General features: G+C 70.3%; 16 protein-coding genes. 9 read left to right on the top strand and 7 right to left on the bottom strand.

The features are described 5' to 3' along the window. The first annotated feature begins 144 nt into the window (after positions 1 to 144). The 4 genes from ACWDEW_RS22945 to ACWDEW_RS22960 are packed head-to-tail and all read left to right on the top strand — an operon-like array spanning position 145 to position 6,601. A complete protein-coding gene (locus ACWDEW_RS22945; protein WP_450514801.1) occupies positions 145 to 984 on the top strand; it encodes a glycosyltransferase family 2 protein in 840 nt (279 codons plus the stop codon). Further along, positions 981 to 1,982 (top strand): glycosyltransferase family 2 protein, encoded by a 1,002-nt coding sequence (locus ACWDEW_RS22950; RefSeq protein ID WP_450514802.1) that lies wholly within the window; start codon positions 981 to 983, stop codon positions 1,980 to 1,982. The genes ACWDEW_RS22945 and ACWDEW_RS22950 overlap by 4 nt, the downstream gene beginning before the upstream one ends. After that, on the top strand, positions 1,975 to 2,775 hold the full coding sequence (locus ACWDEW_RS22955) for a polysaccharide deacetylase family protein (RefSeq protein WP_450514803.1): 801 nt from the start codon (positions 1,975 to 1,977) through the stop codon (positions 2,773 to 2,775). The genes ACWDEW_RS22950 and ACWDEW_RS22955 overlap by 8 nt, the downstream gene beginning before the upstream one ends. Next, entirely contained in the window at positions 2,768 to 6,601 is a 3,834-nt protein-coding gene (locus ACWDEW_RS22960; RefSeq protein WP_450514804.1) for a lipopolysaccharide biosynthesis protein, read from the top strand. The genes ACWDEW_RS22955 and ACWDEW_RS22960 overlap by 8 nt, the downstream gene beginning before the upstream one ends. Before the next feature lie 24 nt (positions 6,602 to 6,625). Here ACWDEW_RS22960 and ACWDEW_RS22965 read toward each other — a convergent pair whose 3' ends face one another. After that, complete coding sequence (locus ACWDEW_RS22965; RefSeq protein ID WP_450514805.1) at positions 6,626 to 8,041, bottom strand: GH39 family glycosyl hydrolase; 1,416 nt, start codon at positions 8,039 to 8,041, stop codon at positions 6,626 to 6,628. Positions 8,042 to 8,291: 250 nt separating this feature from the next. Here ACWDEW_RS22965 and ACWDEW_RS22970 point away from each other — a divergent pair, with 250 nt between their 5' ends. Further along, positions 8,292 to 9,386, top strand: a complete 1,095-nt coding sequence (locus ACWDEW_RS22970) for a DUF5925 domain-containing protein (protein WP_450514806.1) — start codon at positions 8,292 to 8,294, stop codon at positions 9,384 to 9,386. Positions 9,387 to 9,496: 110 nt separating this feature from the next. Here the strand turns inward: ACWDEW_RS22970 and ACWDEW_RS22975 are convergent, their stop codons facing one another. After that, a complete protein-coding gene (locus ACWDEW_RS22975; protein WP_450514807.1) occupies positions 9,497 to 9,868 on the bottom strand; it encodes a GntR family transcriptional regulator in 372 nt (123 codons plus the stop codon). A gap of 71 nt (positions 9,869 to 9,939) precedes the next feature. On the opposite strand from ACWDEW_RS22975, the gene ACWDEW_RS22980 reads away from it, so the two are divergent. Together ACWDEW_RS22980 and ACWDEW_RS22985 are read left to right on the top strand one after the other, a co-directional pair. Then, positions 9,940 to 10,869, top strand: coding sequence for a GNAT family N-acetyltransferase (locus ACWDEW_RS22980; RefSeq protein WP_450514808.1), 930 nt, complete (start codon positions 9,940 to 9,942; stop codon positions 10,867 to 10,869). After that, on the top strand, positions 10,850 to 11,350 hold the full coding sequence (locus ACWDEW_RS22985) for a DUF402 domain-containing protein (RefSeq protein ID WP_450514809.1): 501 nt from the start codon (positions 10,850 to 10,852) through the stop codon (positions 11,348 to 11,350). Before ACWDEW_RS22980 ends, ACWDEW_RS22985 begins: the two co-directional genes overlap by 20 nt. Before the next feature lie 7 nt (positions 11,351 to 11,357). Here ACWDEW_RS22985 and ACWDEW_RS22990 read toward each other — a convergent pair whose 3' ends face one another. Then, positions 11,358 to 11,957: a class I SAM-dependent methyltransferase gene (locus ACWDEW_RS22990; RefSeq protein ID WP_450514810.1), complete on the bottom strand. Its 600-nt coding sequence runs from the start codon at positions 11,955 to 11,957 to the stop codon at positions 11,358 to 11,360. A 135-nt stretch (positions 11,958 to 12,092) separates the two neighbouring features. Here ACWDEW_RS22990 and ACWDEW_RS22995 point away from each other — a divergent pair, with 135 nt between their 5' ends. Further along, the gene (locus tag ACWDEW_RS22995; RefSeq protein WP_019066207.1) at positions 12,093 to 12,227 is read left to right on the top strand and encodes a hypothetical protein; all 135 of its coding nucleotides are present in this window, start codon (positions 12,093 to 12,095) and stop codon (positions 12,225 to 12,227) included. A gap of 10 nt (positions 12,228 to 12,237) precedes the next feature. Here ACWDEW_RS22995 and ACWDEW_RS23000 read toward each other — a convergent pair whose 3' ends face one another. After that, complete coding sequence (locus tag ACWDEW_RS23000; RefSeq protein WP_450514811.1) at positions 12,238 to 12,684, bottom strand: GNAT family N-acetyltransferase; 447 nt, start codon at positions 12,682 to 12,684, stop codon at positions 12,238 to 12,240. Next, on the bottom strand, positions 12,681 to 13,037 hold the full coding sequence (locus ACWDEW_RS23005; RefSeq protein WP_450514812.1) for a cupin domain-containing protein: 357 nt from the start codon (positions 13,035 to 13,037) through the stop codon (positions 12,681 to 12,683). Before ACWDEW_RS23005 ends, ACWDEW_RS23000 begins: the two co-directional genes overlap by 4 nt. Positions 13,038 to 13,230: 193 nt before the next feature. Here ACWDEW_RS23005 and ACWDEW_RS23010 point away from each other — a divergent pair, with 193 nt between their 5' ends. Continuing rightward, a complete protein-coding gene (locus ACWDEW_RS23010) occupies positions 13,231 to 14,256 on the top strand; it encodes a lytic polysaccharide monooxygenase auxiliary activity family 9 protein (RefSeq protein WP_450514813.1) in 1,026 nt (341 codons plus the stop codon). A 64-nt stretch (positions 14,257 to 14,320) separates the two neighbouring features. Here the strand turns inward: ACWDEW_RS23010 and ACWDEW_RS23015 are convergent, their stop codons facing one another. Both ACWDEW_RS23015 and ACWDEW_RS23020 read right to left on the bottom strand, forming a co-directional pair. Then, positions 14,321 to 15,178, bottom strand: coding sequence for an esterase/lipase family protein (locus ACWDEW_RS23015; RefSeq protein ID WP_450514814.1), 858 nt, complete (start codon positions 15,176 to 15,178; stop codon positions 14,321 to 14,323). Positions 15,179 to 15,324: 146 nt separating this feature from the next. Next, positions 15,325 to 15,771, bottom strand: coding sequence for a MarR family winged helix-turn-helix transcriptional regulator (locus ACWDEW_RS23020; protein ID WP_381245659.1), 447 nt, complete (start codon positions 15,769 to 15,771; stop codon positions 15,325 to 15,327). Between the last annotated feature and the right edge of the window lie 90 nt (positions 15,772 to 15,861).

Here is a 15,861-nt window from a genome sequence, read left to right on the forward strand (position 1 = left end):
GGGGTCGACCAGCTTTGCCAGCTCACCACGCGTGCACGGAGATCCTTTTGTCCGTGGCGCCTGTGAGAACCCCCCTTTCGAACCGGAGCACAGAGCCGGGCCGCCCAGGGGCGGGCGGTCCGCCGGACGAGAGGGACCAGACTCGTGAGTTCTGTTCTGCGCCCAGCCACATCGGGCCAAGATCCATTAATGTCGGCCAAATACCGGCCGATCTCTTCTCACCTGGCCATCGCACCGCCGGTGAGCATCGTGATTCCCGCCATGAATGAGGCGGAGAATCTTCCCTACGTCTTCAAGACACTGCCCGCGTGGATACACGAAGTGGTTCTTGTGGACGGCAATTCCACCGACAACACCGTGGAAGTGGCCCGCGAGCTGTGGCCCGGGGTCAAGGTCGTCGAACAGCAGGGAAAGGGCAAGGGGGATGCCCTGATCACCGGGTTCGAGGCCTGCAGCGGCGACATCATCGTGATGGTCGACGCGGACGGCTCGGCCGACGGAAACGAGATCGTCAGCTATGTCTCCGCCCTCGTCTCGGGCGCGGACTTCGCCAAGGGCTCCCGCTTCGCCAACGGCGGCGGCACGGACGACATGACGTTCATCCGCAAGCTCGGCAACTGGGCGCTGTGCACGATCGTCAACCGCAAGTTCGGCGCCCGTTACACCGATCTCTGCTACGGATACAACGCGTTCTGGCGCCACTGCCTCGACAAGATCGACCTCGACTGCACCGGCTTCGAGATCGAGACACTGATCAACATCCGGGTGGTCAAGGCCGGCCTCAAGGTGCAGGAGATCCCCAGCCACGAGTACCTCCGCATCCACGGCACGAGCAATCTGCGCGCCGTGCGGGACGGGATCCGGGTGCTCAAGGTGATCCTCAAGGAGCGCTCCAACCGCCGTGCGCTGCGCAGCCGTTCGCACTCCACGATGATCGACGGTCTCGACCCGCAACCCACCTCGGTCCGGGGAGAGGTGTCTTGAGCGGTCCCGACATCTCCGTCGTGATCTGCGTCTACACCGAGGACCGCTGGGAGGACATCCTCGCGGCGGTCTCCTCGGTGCGGGCGCAGTCGCGGCCCGCGCTGGAGACGTTGCTGGTCGTCGACCACAACCCGGCTCTCCTGGACCGACTCACCAGGGAGTACAAGGACTTCGAGGAGAGCGGCGAGGTCCGCGTGCTGGCGAACGCGGGCCCCCGCGGTCTGTCCGCCGGCCGCAACACCGGCATCGCCGTCTCGCGCGGCGAGGTCATCGCCTTCCTCGACGACGACGCCGTGGCCGAGCGGGAGTGGCTGCGGCACTTCGCCGAGGCGTACACCGACCCCAAGGTCATGGCCGTGGGCGGCCGGACGATGCCGATCTGGGCGTCGGGCCGCCGGCCCGTCTGGTTTCCCGAGGAGTTCGACTGGGTGGTGGGCTGCACGTACAAGGGCCTGCCGCGGGGCCGGGTCCGGGTGCGCAACGTCCTCGGCGGCAACGCCTCGTTCCGGCGTACGGCGTTCGACGCGGCGGGGGGTTTCGCGACCGGCATCGGGCGCGACGGCGACAAGCGTCCGCTGGGCTGCGAGGAGACGGAGTTGTGCATCCGGCTCACGCGGGCCAGACCGGACGCGGTGCTGCTGATCGACGACCGGGCGGTGATCCACCACCGGGTGCCCGAGGCGCGCGAGCACTTCGGATACTTCCGTACGCGCACCTACGCCGAGGGTCTGTCCAAGGCGCTGGTGGCCCGAAGTGTCGGCGCCGACAAGGGACTTGAGTCCGAGCGCCGGTACACGACCAGGGTCCTGCCGGCCGGGGTGGCACGCGGGCTGCGGGACTTCGTGTTCGCCCGGCCGGGCGGCGCGGGCCGGGCGGGCGCGATCGTCGCCGGGGTGTTCACGGCGGCGGGCGGGTATGTCGTCGGGAGCGTGCGGGCACGGCGGGGCGGGGCCACGTTCGAGGTGGCCGGGATCGAGCGGGGGAACGCGCATGAGTGACACACCGGTGCCCATCCTCATGTACCACTCGATCGCCGCCGCCCCGAACGACGCCACCCGCGCACTGTCCGTCGCACCGGAGGCATTCGCCGAACAGTTGGCGCTCCTCGGCGATCTGCACTTCACCCCGATCAACACCGCTGATCTGGCGGCGAGTTGGCGTTCGGGCAAACCGCTGCCGGAGCGCCCGGTCCTGATCACCTTCGACGACGGCTACGAGGGCGTGCACCGGCACGCGCTGCCCGCACTCGCCCAACACGGCTTCGCCTCCACGCTGTTCGTCTCCACCGGCTGGATCCGGGGCGCCCACGACACCGGGGGCGGCCTCGACACCATGCTCGACTGGGACCAGGTGCGCGAACTCGCGGGCGCCGACGTCGAGATCGGCGGCCACAGTCACACCCACCCGCAGCTCGACCAGCTCGACGACGACTCCCTGCGCGCGGAGCTGGTGCGGTGCAGGGAGATCGTCGCCGACGAACTCGGCGCCGTACCCGTCTCGTTCGCCTATCCGTACGGCTACTCCAGCCGCCGGGTGCGCGCCGCGGTGCGGGAGACGGGGTTCGCGCAGGCGCTCGCCGTCGGCAACGACCTCGCCCGCCGCCGGCAGGGGCCGTACGCCCTGCGCCGGGTGACCGTGCGCCGCAGTACGGGTGTCGAGGAGTTCGAGCGGCTCGTCGAGGGCCGTGCGATCGCCCGCAACTTCGCCAGGGACCGTGCCCTCACCCAGGGGTACGCCATGGTCCGCAGAGCCCGACAGGTCCGCCGGAAGGCCAGCCGTTCCCGTGTCTGACACGACGACCACCACCCAGGACGCAGTGCCCGAGACCGAAGCGCCCCAGCAGTCGGGGCGCCGTCTGCGCCTGCCGGGGAGGCGCAAGTCCCCCGACGGCAGCCCGCTGTTCCGCAACGCCTACGCCCTGATGCTGAACACCGGGATCTCCGCGGTGCTCGGCCTCGGCTACTGGCTGATCGCGGCCCACTACTACTCGGCCTCCGCCGTCGGACAGGGTTCGGCGGCGATCGCCGCGATGAAGCTGCTCGCCGGACTCACCGCGGTGACCCTGACGGGTGCCCTGGCGCGCTTCATCCCGGTCGCCGGACGCGCCACCGGGCGCCTCATCTTCCGTACGTACGCGGGTAGTTCGATGGTCGTCGCACTCGGCGCCGGGGTCTTCCTGCTGACCCTGAACGAGTGGGGACCCTCGTACCGCTTCCTGCACGGGCCGGTCAACGCGCTCGGCTTCGTCGTCGCCGTCGTCGCCTGGAACCTGCTCACGCTCCAGGACGGGGTGCTGACCGGGCTGCGCAGCGCGCCCTGGGTGCCGGTGGGCAACACCGTGTTCTCGGCGGTGAAGCTGGCGCTGCTCGTCGGGCTGGCCTCGGTGTTCGCCACGAGCGGTGTCTTCGTGTCGTGGGTCGCCGCGATCGCGTTCTCCGTGGTGCCGCTCGGCCTGCTGGTGTTCCGGCGACTGGTGCCCCGGCACATCGAGGCCACCGAGGACCACGCCAAGCCGCCGACGCTGAGGGAGATCGGGCGGTTCCTCGCCGGTGACTACACGGGCTCGCTGTTCTCGCTCGCCGTGGTCTATCTGGTGCCGGTGATCATCGCCTCGCAGGTCAGCTCCGAGGACAACGCGTACTTCTACATCACCACGACGATAGGCGGCACGGTCAACCTGCTCGCCATCAACATGGGCGCCTCGCTGACCGTCGAGGGCTCCCACGACCCGGCGCGCATCGCCGCCAACACCCGGGCCGCGCTCAAGCGGATGGCCCGCATCATGCTGCCGATCTGCGGGCTGCTGTTCATCGGCGCGCCGTGGATCCTGGGCGTGTTCGGCGCGGGCTACGCGGACGCGGCGACCCCGCTGCTGCGCTGGTTCGCGGTGGGCGCGCTGCTGCGGGTCGTTATGGAGACGTACTTCGCGGTGCTGCGCGCGCAGAGCCGTACCAGTGGACTCGCCTGGCTGCAGGGCCTGTTGTGCGTCCTGGTGCTCGGTCTGACGCTGCTGCTGCTCCCCCGCATGGGCCTGACCGGCGCGGGCGTCGCCGAGATCTCCAGCCTCGCGGTGATCGTGACGATCGCGGCGCCCAGACTCTTCAGGACGCTCAGGGCGGCGCCGCCCGCGGAACTCCCCGAGGACGGGGCACCGGACGGCGACCTGGCCGACCTGGGGACCCGCGAGGTCCCGGCCGCCGCGCGCCTCCGTGGCCCGGCCTGGGCACTCGACTCCGACACCCTGGCGCTCGGCATCCACGTGGACTTCGACCACCTCGAACGGCGGCCCGACGTACGCCCTGGCCCCGGCACCCCGCCCGCCGGCACGCCCATCGTCTCCGGCGAGCAGCGGCCGACCTGGGCACTCGGCATCAAGCGGTCCGAGGTCGTGGGACTGCCCGTGGAAGAACGCGAACCCGGCTCGGAGTCCTCGATGAGCCCGCTCGCGGAGCCCGAGGTGGACGCCCCCTTCGAACCCGCCAACGGCTCCGACCGGGTGGTCGTACCGGAGGCGGCGCTCGTGGCGGCGGAGGCCCGGGAGACGGAGTCCCGGGAAGCCGAAGTGCCGCCGCCCGCCCGCCCGTTGTCCCTGCGCGAACGTATGGTGCCCACCCGTCCCGGTCTCGTCCTCGGCTGTCTGCTGGCCGCCGCGCTGCTCCTGTACTGGGTGCCCGCGCTGCGGCTCGGCGAGTCCGACCTCGACCGCATGGGCGGGCTGGGCCTGATCTCGGTGCTGCCGCTGCCCACGCTGGTCGGGGCCGCGCTGCTGATCACGGTGTTCGCCTCGCTGCTGTGGCTGGGCCGCGAGCACAAGGCGCTGCTGCTGATCACACTGCTCGCGACCGTGGTCTCACTGCACGCGCTGCCCGCCGTGATCGAGGTCGAGCCGCGCTTCCCGACGGCCTGGCAGCACCTCGGGTTCATCGACTACATCGACCGCACCGGGTCGGCCGTACCCGACCTGGACGCCCGCTGGAGCTGGCCGGGCTTCTTCGCCGCGGCGGCGTTCATCGGCAAGGCGTGCGGGATCACCGACTGGACCGAGGTCATCCGCTGGTGGCCCACCGCCATCCAACTCACCTATCTGGCACCGATGTTCCTGCTGGTGCGCTCGCTGCGGGCGGGCTGGCGGGCGAAGTGGACCGGCATCTGGATCTTCGTGCTCAGCGGCTGGGTGGGCCAGGACTACTTCTCCCCGCAGGGCTTCACCTTCCTGCTCTATCTGGCCTTCGTGGCGATCCTCCTGGTCTGGTTCCGGGCGCCGGGAGTCCTGTGGACGAGGATGCGGCCCGGGGAGGCCGAGGTCGAACCGACCGACCGGCGCCAACAGGCCGTCCTGCTCCTGGTGTTGATCGGTCTGTTCGCGGCGAGCGTCCCGGCCCACCAGCTCACGCCGTTCGTGATGCTGGGCGTCCTCACGGTCCTCGTCCTGATCGGCCGCTCCGAACTGCGCGGCCTGCCCATCCTGTTCGCGGTGCTGGTCGCGGTGTGGATCGGCTTCATGGCCGAGCCGTACTGGTCCGGCCACTTCAACGACCTCTTCGGCGGGGTCGGCGGCGTCGGCAGCAATGTCTCGACCTCCGTCTCCGGCCGTATCCAGGGCGGCAGTTCGACCCACAAGCTGGTCCTCTACACCCGCGTCCTGCTGGCCGGCGGCGTCATGGCCTTCGCCTGCTGGGGCTGGTGGCGCCGGCGCGACCACAAGTACCGCGAACGCTCCCTCCTCGTCCTCACCTTCGTCCCGTTCCTGGGCTTCGGCATGCAGTCCTACGGCGGCGAGATGGCGCTGCGGGTCTTCATGTTCGCGGTGCCGGGCGCGGCCCTGCTCGCGGGTCTCGCCCTTTTCCCGCGCACCGGCGTCACCGCCGAGGAACGCGAGAAGGACCGCGTGAGCCTCGCCCCGCTGGCCGCGCTGGTCGCCGGCCTGGTGCTCATGGGCGGCTTCCTGGTGGCTCGTTGGGGCAACGAGGGCTTCGAGCGGGTGCGGCCCGGCGAGGTCGCCGCCATGAACTACGTGTACGCCCACGACAAACCGACCGTACGGCTGCTGTGGCTGAGCAACGACACGGTCAACGACGTGACACCGGCGATGCCGTGGGGCGCGAAGGACATGGAGCGGGTCAACTACGTTCCCACGCTGGCCCCTTCGGACCCGGTGCTGGTGTCCGGCCTCGTCAAGGCGCTCAAGGACGCGGGCCCGAACTCGTATCTGATGCTCAACAGGAGCCAGGTCGTCTCGCTCCAGCTGGACGCGGGCTACTCGGCGACCTGGGAGTCCCGGCTCATCCAGAACCTGGACAACCGGCAGGAGTTGAAGAAGGTCCTCGTCAACGAGGATGTGACGATGTACGCGCTGCGCAAGCAGCCGGCCGGCGCGGTCCCCAAGCCCGACCCCGGGCCGATCGGACCGCAGATCACCTGGACGCCGTGGTCGGTGGTGGGCGCGCTCGCCGCCCTCGCGCTGATCCTGATGCTGACGACCCGCGAGATCGTCCGGGTCGCGGTGCGGCCGAGTGTGCGTCAACTGCGGTGGCTGCAGAGCAGTTTCTGGTTCTCGCTGCCCCTGCTGGCGGTGCTGCTGGCCTCGCTCGTGCAGCGGTTCCTGACGATGAAGTAGCAGGGCCCTACGAGGTCAAGTGGCCTATCGCGTCAGCCACTTGACCTCGTAGGCCGCCATGTCGAACCGTTTGCCGTCGACCTGCGCGCTGATCTGCCGGTCCAAGGTGTTCACGACCAGCACCGTCCTGTCGGTGGCGAGGACCTTCACGTTGGGTACGTCGTCCGCGGCCACCGACACGGTCTCGAACTTCGTACCGGGCCCGAAGGCCGCGTCGAAGCGGGAGACCAGGCCGTACATGGGCAGCTGCTTCCCGCCGTCGGAGCTGTCGGTCGGGGTCCACAGGCAGCCCGCGCAGTTCGTGCCCTTCTCGTCCTCCGGGTTCCAGTAGAAGCCGGAGGTGGCGCCGCCCTTGACCATGGCGATCATGCCGGCGGCCTGGACGGCGACGCGGTGGGTCTCGGACCAGCCCTTGCGGTCGTCGTTGCCGTCGGCGGGCTCGACGTAGTACTCGGCCCACCACAGCGGCAGGTCGTGCGTCTGCTGCCGTACCCACTCGCTCACGGCGGTGAGCTTGTCGGTGGCCCCGAACTCGTTGGGCAGCAGCTCGTCGTCGTTGGTGTAGCTGGAGCCGTCGACGACCACGAAGTCGGCGCCGGCCTTGTTCTTGTTCCAGTAGTCGAAGGCGTCGACGATCCGCTGGTCCATCGCGCCCCAACTGCCCTTGAAGGTGCTGGAGGCGTCCGGGTCCCGCGGGTCGACGCTGTCCATCACGAGATACGGACCGCCGACCATGATCTTCGGGTTGACCTTCTTCAGCGCCTTGTAGACCTGGTTGTAGAGCTGGGTGTAACCCTCGTAGTCCCAGCGCTGCTTGGCGTTGTTCCAGAAGCCCTTGAACTCGTTCCACACGATGAAGTGGGTGACGTCCGGGTACCGCTTGGCGACGGTCGCGGCGAGCGCGGCGAAGTCCGCGTAGTGGTCCGGCTGTGGGGCCGTCTCCAGCGCGGACTGGCTCCAGTCGGTGTTGTCGACGCCCGACTTGCCGCCCTTCATCCAGTCCGGCGAGCAGCACAGCGTGATCACCGGGGTGCCGCCCGACTTGCGGACGAAGTCGATACGGCGGTCCAGGGCGCCGAAGTCGTAACGCCCCTTCACCGGCTCGGGATTGTCGGCGCCCCAGCCCATGATGGCCTGGTCCTGCGGGAGTTGGGACGTCGCGAGCAGCCCCTCGACACGTTCGGTCGCGGTGTCGCTGCCCTCGTCGGCGCTGTACTGGGTGTGGGTGAAGCCCCAGCCGACCTCCGGCCGGTCCTCGTCGGGCGGGGTCGCCGGGGTGCCGTGCACCTTGTCGCCGTCGCGCGAGGTGCCCGCGGTGCTTCCGCCGCCGGGAAGCGTGTTGATCAGGGTCACGATCAGAGCCAGTGCGGCCGCACCCACGCCGAGCAGCGCGGTGAGCCGCCACCGTCGTGCCCCCGAATTCCACCCATGACGTCCCATCAAGGGCAACAGTAATGGCGGAGGGAGCAGGTGGGGCAGATCCGTACGCGCACAGGCTTGTAACAGGTCGGGGGCGTAACGGCGTGAGCCGTGCCCCAAAGGGGCGCGGGGAACTGCGCGACCAGCCACGACGGCGCCGCAGCCGAACGACGGCCTGTCGCCGCTTTTCCAGCGGAGCGCTTCGGCGACACTCGGGGGCGCACTGCGGAAAGCGGGTGCACACGGCCCCCGCGTGCCGGATCATGGCCCCATGTCCGCTAACCCGCACGACGCACTGCCGATCCGGCTCAACGTCGACGACTCCGACTCCCCGTCCGATGTCGTCGACGCGCTGTTCCTCGGCCGCTTCGCGACGGGCGAGCAGCCGTACTCGCACGCGGCGAACATCGACCGCGTACGGTCCGGGGCGACCCTGCTCCCGCCGGGCGCCCGCGTGCTGCGCGCCGCCCGCGACGACGACCGCAGCGCGACGCTCGCGGAGGGCGAGGGCTGGACGCTGCTGATCTCCCGCTGGAACCGGGGCGCCGACGTCACGGTCACGGCGACCAGCGAGGAGCTCGCCGAGAAGGTCCTCGGCCAGGCGACCGACGGCGCGGCGGACGAGCCCGAACCGCAGCCGGAGAACGTGACGATGGGGTTCTGGTATGTCTCCCCCCGGCGCGGCCCGCACCGCACGACCCGGCAGATCTCGGCGGGCACGTGGGACGACGTGCGGCCCAACTACACCGGTCCGGTGGCCGACGCGATGGACACCCTGATGAAGACGACCCCGGAGGACATCGCGGGCCGGCTGCTGTTGCTGCACGGCCCGCCGGGCACCGGCAAGACCTCGGCGCTGCGCACGCTGGCCCGTTCCTGGCGGGACTGGTGCCAGGTGGACTGTGTGCTGGACCCGGAGCGGCTGTTCAGCGATGTCGGCTATCTGATGGACATCGCGATCGGAGAGGACGACTCGACAGGGAAAGGGCGTTGGCGGCTCCTCCTCCTTGAGGACTGCGACGAGCTGATCCGCGGCGAGGCCAAGCACACGGCGGGCCAGGCCCTGTCCCGCCTCCTGAACCTGACGGACGGCCTCCTCGGCCAGGGCCGCAACGTCCTGGTCGGCGTCACCACCAACGAGGACCTGGAGCGCCTCCACCCCGCCGTGGTCCGCCCCGGGCGCTGCCTCGCCCGTATCGAGGTCGGCGCCCTGACCCGCAAGGAGGCGGCGAACTGGCTCGGCACGGAGGAGGGCATCGGCCGCGAGGGCGCGACCCTGGCGGAGCTGTACGCACTGCGCCGGGGCACCCAGCCGACGTCGGTACCGGATCAACGGGAGGGGGCGGACGCGGGGTTGTACTTGTAAGCAGCTCAACACCTCTGTCAAGCAGCTCAGCTCCTCCATCCTGCCGCCATGTGCCTCCGCCGCAACGGCGCTCAACCACCACGACGGATCCCGGCGTTGCCGAACTCCCCTCAGCCCGCCGTGTAAGCCGCCCGCAGGGCATCCCCTACGGCGGCCAGCGCGTCGGACTCGGTGAGGCCGAGCCGTCGCACCCTCTCCGCATAAGCCTGCGCGGCCGCCGCCGCCTCCCGCTCCGCCGCCGAGCCCGCGGCAGCGATCAGCGTTCCGTTGCGGCCTCGCGTCTCGATCACGCCGTCCGTCTCCAGGGCCCGGTACGCCTTTGCGACGGTGTTGGCGGCGAGGCCGAGCGACTCGGCCAGTCCCCGTACCGTGGGCAGCCGGTGGCCGACCGGCAGCGCTCCGGACCGGGCCTGCTCCGAGATCTGGGCGCGGATCTGCTCGTAGGGCGCCGCACTGTCATCGATGTGGATCTTCAAGGTCACGGGCCGATTGTCCCGCACCGGCCGGAAAATGAGAGGCACTACGGCACGGCTCGGCCGTAGCGTGCGGCGACATGACAGTGAGCGTGCGCGACCTTCGCCCCGACGTCCGGGCCGACCTGGAGGGCTACGTCCGGGTCCGCGACCGGGCCTTCCCCTTCATGCTGTCCACCCCGGAGTCCATCGCCCACGACCTCGCCCATGCCCACCCGGACGCACACTCGCGCAAGCTGGTCGCGGAGGAGGACGGCGAGATCATCGGCACCGCCCAGATCGACATCGCCCACGACAGCCCGGAACCCGGCCAGGGCATGCTCAACGTCTTCGTGGACCCGGAGCGGACGCGCCTGGGCGCGGGCTCGCTGCTGGTCCGTGCGGCCGAGGACCACCTCGTCGCCCACGGCGCGACCAGGCTCTACTCCTGGGTCCTGGACAAGCCGGGCAACCGCGCCTTCGCCGAGCGCTCCGGCTACACCGCGAGCCGCCCCGCGCACCTCCTCCGTCTGGACCTGGCGCACGGCACGCTGCCCCCGCTCCAGGCCCCACCGTCCGGAGTCGAGGTCCGCCCGGGGACGGACTTCTCCGCGGACCCGCGCCCCCTGTTCGAGCTGGACACGGAGGTGACGCTGGACGAACCCGGCGACATCGACACCGAGTTCACGGACTTCGAGGCCTGGCTGGACGAGACCTGGCGACACCCCCTGTTCAGTGCCGAGTTGACCTCCGTCGCCCTCGTCGGCGGACGCCCGGTGGCCTTCAGCGCCGCCCGCACGGACGGCGCCACCCGCTACGGCTCGGCCATGACCGGCACCGCCCGCGCACACCGCGGCCGGGGCCTGGCGAAGCTCGCCAAGAACGACTCCCTGCACCGCGCCCGTGCCGCCGGACTCACGGAGGCGTTCACGGGCAACGACGCCGACAACGGGCCGATGCTCGCGATCAACAAATGGTTCGGCTACCAGATCTGCGCCACGGAGGTGCGCCATGTCCGCGAACTCACCTGATTCCACAAGCCAGCTGGACGTCGTCCTCGTCAAGGCGGGCCGTACGAAGATCCGTTACCCGGCCGAGCTGCTCTTCGACGACGGCATCCGCCTCGCCGTCCGTGCCCCGTGGGCCGGTGACGGCGTCCGCGACTTCGGCTTCGTGCGCTTCGAGCGCGGCGACGTGTTCACCGAGTACTACTGGCGGGACCGCTGGTTCGCGGTGAAGGAAGTCCGGGACGGCAGCGGGGAGTTGAAGGGCTGGTACTGCGACATCACCCGCCCCGCGACCCGCTCCGGCGCCGAACTCGTCGTGGAGGACCTCGATCTGGACCTGTGGGTGTCCGCCGACGGCACGGACGTACTGCGCCTGGACGAGGACGAGTTCGAGGAGAGCGGGCTGGCCGCCTCGGACCCCGTGGCCGCGGCGGCGGCCACGGCGGCCCTCGACGAGCTGGAGGGGCTGGCCCGTGCGGGCGGGTTCGACGCGCTGCTGCGGTGAGGCCCGCTCACTCCATGGCGACCACCGCGTACCGCTCGTCGGCCACGGTCTTCCCCCACAGCAGCGGGTCGTCCGACAGCCGCTCCACGCGCACGTGCCCGGCGACGGGTGCCAGGAGCTCGGTGAGCCGGTCGGCGGCTATGCCGGCCGGGTTCACCGTCCCCCAGCGGCCCTCGATCAGCACCAGCCGCCCGCCGGGGCGCAGCAGCCCGCGCCAGTGCCGCAGGACCCGGGCGGGATCGGGCAGCGCCCACAGCACATGCCGGACGAGGACGACGTCGTAGCGCTGCTCGCCCACCGGAGGTGCCGCCGCGTCGCCGAGCAGGAACGCCGCGTCACGGCCGGCCAGCTTGGCGCGGGCGAGGTCGATCATCGCCGGGGAGAGGTCGACGCCGGTGACACGGTGTCCCTGCTCGGCCGCGAGCAGCGACAGGCTGCCGGTGCCGCAGCCGAGGTCGAGGACGTCGGCCGCGGCGGCGGGCAGCCAGCCGCGCAGCCGGTCCGCCCAGGCCCGCCGGACCTCCGGGTCGCGCAGGCCGTGATCAGGCTCTTCGTCGAAGGTCGGGGCCTCCGCGTCCCAGTCCACGTTTGCTTCGAGTTCACTCATGGGCCCAGCGTGACACCCGCCACTGACAGTCCCATCGTGACTGCCACCACAGACAGACCCGCGTCGATGAGTCACCCTCCCGGGAACGGTCCACCTCGTGAGAACACGAACCCGGGTGGACACAAGGAGGCAGCCATGCGCCGCGTAACCGTGCAGAAGCCCCTGAAGAAGTCGGACGCCCGCCGGGTGCGGGACGAGGCCGACGAGCGCCCTGTCGAGCGCCCCGAAGTCCGAAAGGACATCGCCCGCACCTGGTGGCCGGACGGCTGAGCCGGCCCGGTCAGTCCAGCGGCTTGCGGTAGTGGATGCGGTCGTAGGGCCCGTCCGTGCGCCGCTCGACGACCTCGTAGCCGAACTTCGGGTAGATCTCCTGGTTCTCCCACATCAGCGCGTTCGTGTAGAGCCTGACCTCGGGCAGACCCAGGGCACGCGCGCGTGCCTCCACGAATTCCAGCAGCCGTCGTCCCACCCCCGTGCCGTGCGCGTCGGGGTGGACGGCGATGCTGTCGAGGAACAGGTGGTCGGCGCGCTCCTCGATCACCACGAGCCCGATCACGGGGTCCCCCGTGACGAAGACGCGCCCGGCGGCCACATTCGCCGTGTGGTCCGCCTCCATGGGCTGCGGCACCACACCGATGCGCGCGATGTAGTGGTGGTACGCCATGTCGGTCACGGCCTTCACGGCCGGTACGTCGGCGGGGACGGCCGGGCGAACGCCGATGGTCATGGGCGGGGCCCGACGGTGTGCGTACTGATCACGAGCATCCGGACACCCTCCGCGCTCGTCCACGGCCCGTGCTCCATGTCCGGGTGGCGGTACGCGTACATGCCGGCGGTGAAGGTCTCGCCGAGGCGCAGGTCGGTGAGGTCGCCTTCGAGGATGTACACCTCCTCGAAGTAGTCGTGCCGAACGGCACCCTGGGCGCTGGTGTCGGTCCCCGGCTCGTACCGCTGGAGCACGGTGGAGTCCCCGGAGACCGGATCCACGGCCAGCTGCAGCTCCCACACTCCGGCGGGCGCCCCGGCCGGCCGCCGCCAGGACTCCTCGGGGCGATGGAACTCGGACTGCGGTCTGCTCACCTGCGACACCTCTCCACCCTCACGGCACCCACCCCTCCCTGAGCCCTCGGTTAGCCCTGCCTTAACGCGACCATAAGGATCTCTCTCCCCCGTCTCCAGCAAGCGATTTCGCGGTTTCCAGGGGCTAGCTTCTGATCACCCCACAGGATCCGTCCCCCGCGCCGCGAACCGTCCGAGGAGTTGGAGTTCCGCCATGCTCGCACGCCGCAAGGCCGCCGCTGCCGCCGTCCTCGGCATGGCTCCTCTCGTACTGACCGCGCTCGCCGCGGCGCCCGCGGTGGCCCACGGTTCGATGGGGGATCCGGTCAGCCGGGTCGCGCAGTGCTACGCGGAGGGCCCGGAGAACCCGAAGTCGGCCGCGTGCAGGGCGGCGGTCGCGGCCGGTGGCACCCAGACGCTCTACGACTGGAACGGCATCCGCATCGGCGACGCCGACGGGCAGCACCAGGCGCTGATCCCGGACGGCAAGCTGTGCAGCGCGAACAACGACGAGTTCAAGGGCCTCGATCTGGCCCGCGCGGACTGGCCGACGACGAGCGTGAGCAGCGGCTCGTACACCTTCAAGTACCGCGTGACCGCCCCGCACAAGGGCACCTTCAAGGTGTACGTCACCAAGTCCGGCTACGACCCCTCGCAGCCGCTCGCCTGGGCCGACCTGGACCTGGAGCACCCCGTGGCGACGGCCACCGACCCGGTCGCCTCGGGCGGCTTCTACACCTTCTCCGGCACCCTCCCCCAGCGCTCCGGCAGGCAGCTCCTGTACGCGATCTGGCAGCGCTCGGACAGTCCGGAGGCCTTCTACTCCTGCTCGGACGTCAGCTTCGGCGGGAGCGGTGCGGGGGCCGACGGCGGTGGGGCATCGAGCAGTTCGACACCCACCCCGGCCGCCCCGACAACTGCGGCCCCGACCACTGCCGCGCCGTCCGCCTCCGCCCCGTCCGACGAGCAGATCGCGGCCGGGGCCGACAAGTCGACCGTAGAACACCACGGTCACGGGGACGCGGACGCGAGCACCTCGGCGGAACCGGCCGCCGCCACGGCCCAGGTCGACGAGCCCCAGTCCGCGGGCAGTTCGCAGAAGCTCGCGGCGACCGGCAGCAACGACAGCTCGCCGCTTCTCGTCATCGGCGGCGCGGCCTCGCTGGCGCTCGGCGCCGCGGCCCTGTTCGCCTCGGTCCGCCGCCGCGCGACCAACGGCGGTGGACGGCACGGCCGTTAGTGCGGCCGTCCAGGGGGCGGGGTCTGTCCGGCGGCTCAGGTCGGACAGACCCCGCGGTGTGCCATCAGCTCAGTGCCGACAGGCAGTTGGTGGTGGTGGCGTGCGCGGGATCGAGGGCGTTGGCGACCTCGTGGAAGGCGATCCGGTCCGACAGTCCGAGCAGGGCGTGCTCGGAGAGATCGACTGAACACAGGTTCTGGATCAGCACGTTGTGCACGTCGGATCCGCTCAGGAACTGACTGCTGTACGGCGTGACCACCTCGTCGTACCGGGTGGCGATGACCGTGTAGTGGACGCCGGGGACGGTGTCGCCGCCCGCGTTCAGCTTGGTGAGGAAAGCCGAGCCGGCGATCTGGTCGGCCAGGGCGGGGGGGGTCGCGGAGATCACGCCCTCGGCACCCGGGAAGTACGGCAGGAGTTCGGTGAGGCCGTCCAGGGTGGTGCCGTGGTTGTCGGGCGCGATGCCGACGAAGGTGTCCACCTTGGCGGCTCCGCCGAGGAACTTGAGGTAGTAACGGGGCATCATGCCGCCCTGCGAGTGGCCGACGAGGTCGACCTTGGTCGCGCCGGTCGCGGCGAGCACCTTGTCGACGTAGGCCTGGAGTTGCTCTGCCGACTTGTCGATGGGGCCGAGGCCGTAGATGAGGGGGACGCCGGGGAGCTGGCCGTAGTCGAGGGAGAAGACGCAGTAGCCGCGGGCCTCCAGGTACGGCGCGAGAACCAGCCAGTTGTCGGTGCTGTTGGCGAACGTTCCGTGTACGAGGACGACCGGGTCGGGATGGGCGGCGGAGGGCTTACACGTGTAGTCGTTCCAGCCGGTGCTCGGGGCGCTCGATGCGTGGGCAACGGTGGGGAGAGCGGCGACCGCGGCGGTCAGGAGCAGTGCGGTCAGGGGTCTGAGCACTCGATTCCAGGGCAGCATCGTGTGATCTCCTTGCGGCTCAAGGGAGTTGCGACGGCCTTACGCCCTGTGATCCGGATCACAAGAATGCTGTTCACTCGTCAAGTTACGAGCGAGTAGGTGAAGTGTGAAGTTACGCGTCAGTAAAAACTTCCAGTGATAACCGGTCACCAGGTGGGCCTGATGGGACCGTAGGGCGCAATACGCAGCAAACGGTCACACAACACGCGCACTTCGCCCTCCCCCAGCAGTTCGACCCACGGCCGCACGGCATCGGCGGCGGCCTCCTCCGCCGCACGCGTACAGGCCCAGCCCAGCTCGGTCAGCACGATCAGCCGGGCGCGCGCGTCGACGGGATGCGGCCGCCGCTCGACGTATCCCTTCCGCACCAGCTCCTCGACGAGCTGACTCGCGGCCTGCTTGGTCACTCCGAGGTGGGCGGCGAGATCGGTGACCGTCGCGCCGTCCGGGGCGAGGCGGACGAAGGCGAACCCGTGCGCGGGCCGCACCCCCTCGAAGCCGCGGGCGACGACACCCTCATTGATGCGCTGCGTGAGTTCGCCGGCGACGGCGAGCACGGCGGCGGACAGGGCGATGGCCTCGGAGTTCTGCACGGAGGCATTGAAACACCCTTGACGAACTGGTCAAGCAGCTTGACCATAGAGCGAATATAGTCAATCAACTTGACCATCTGGAGAGAGGCT

This window comes from Streptomyces sp. NPDC001100 (assembly GCF_053598575.1).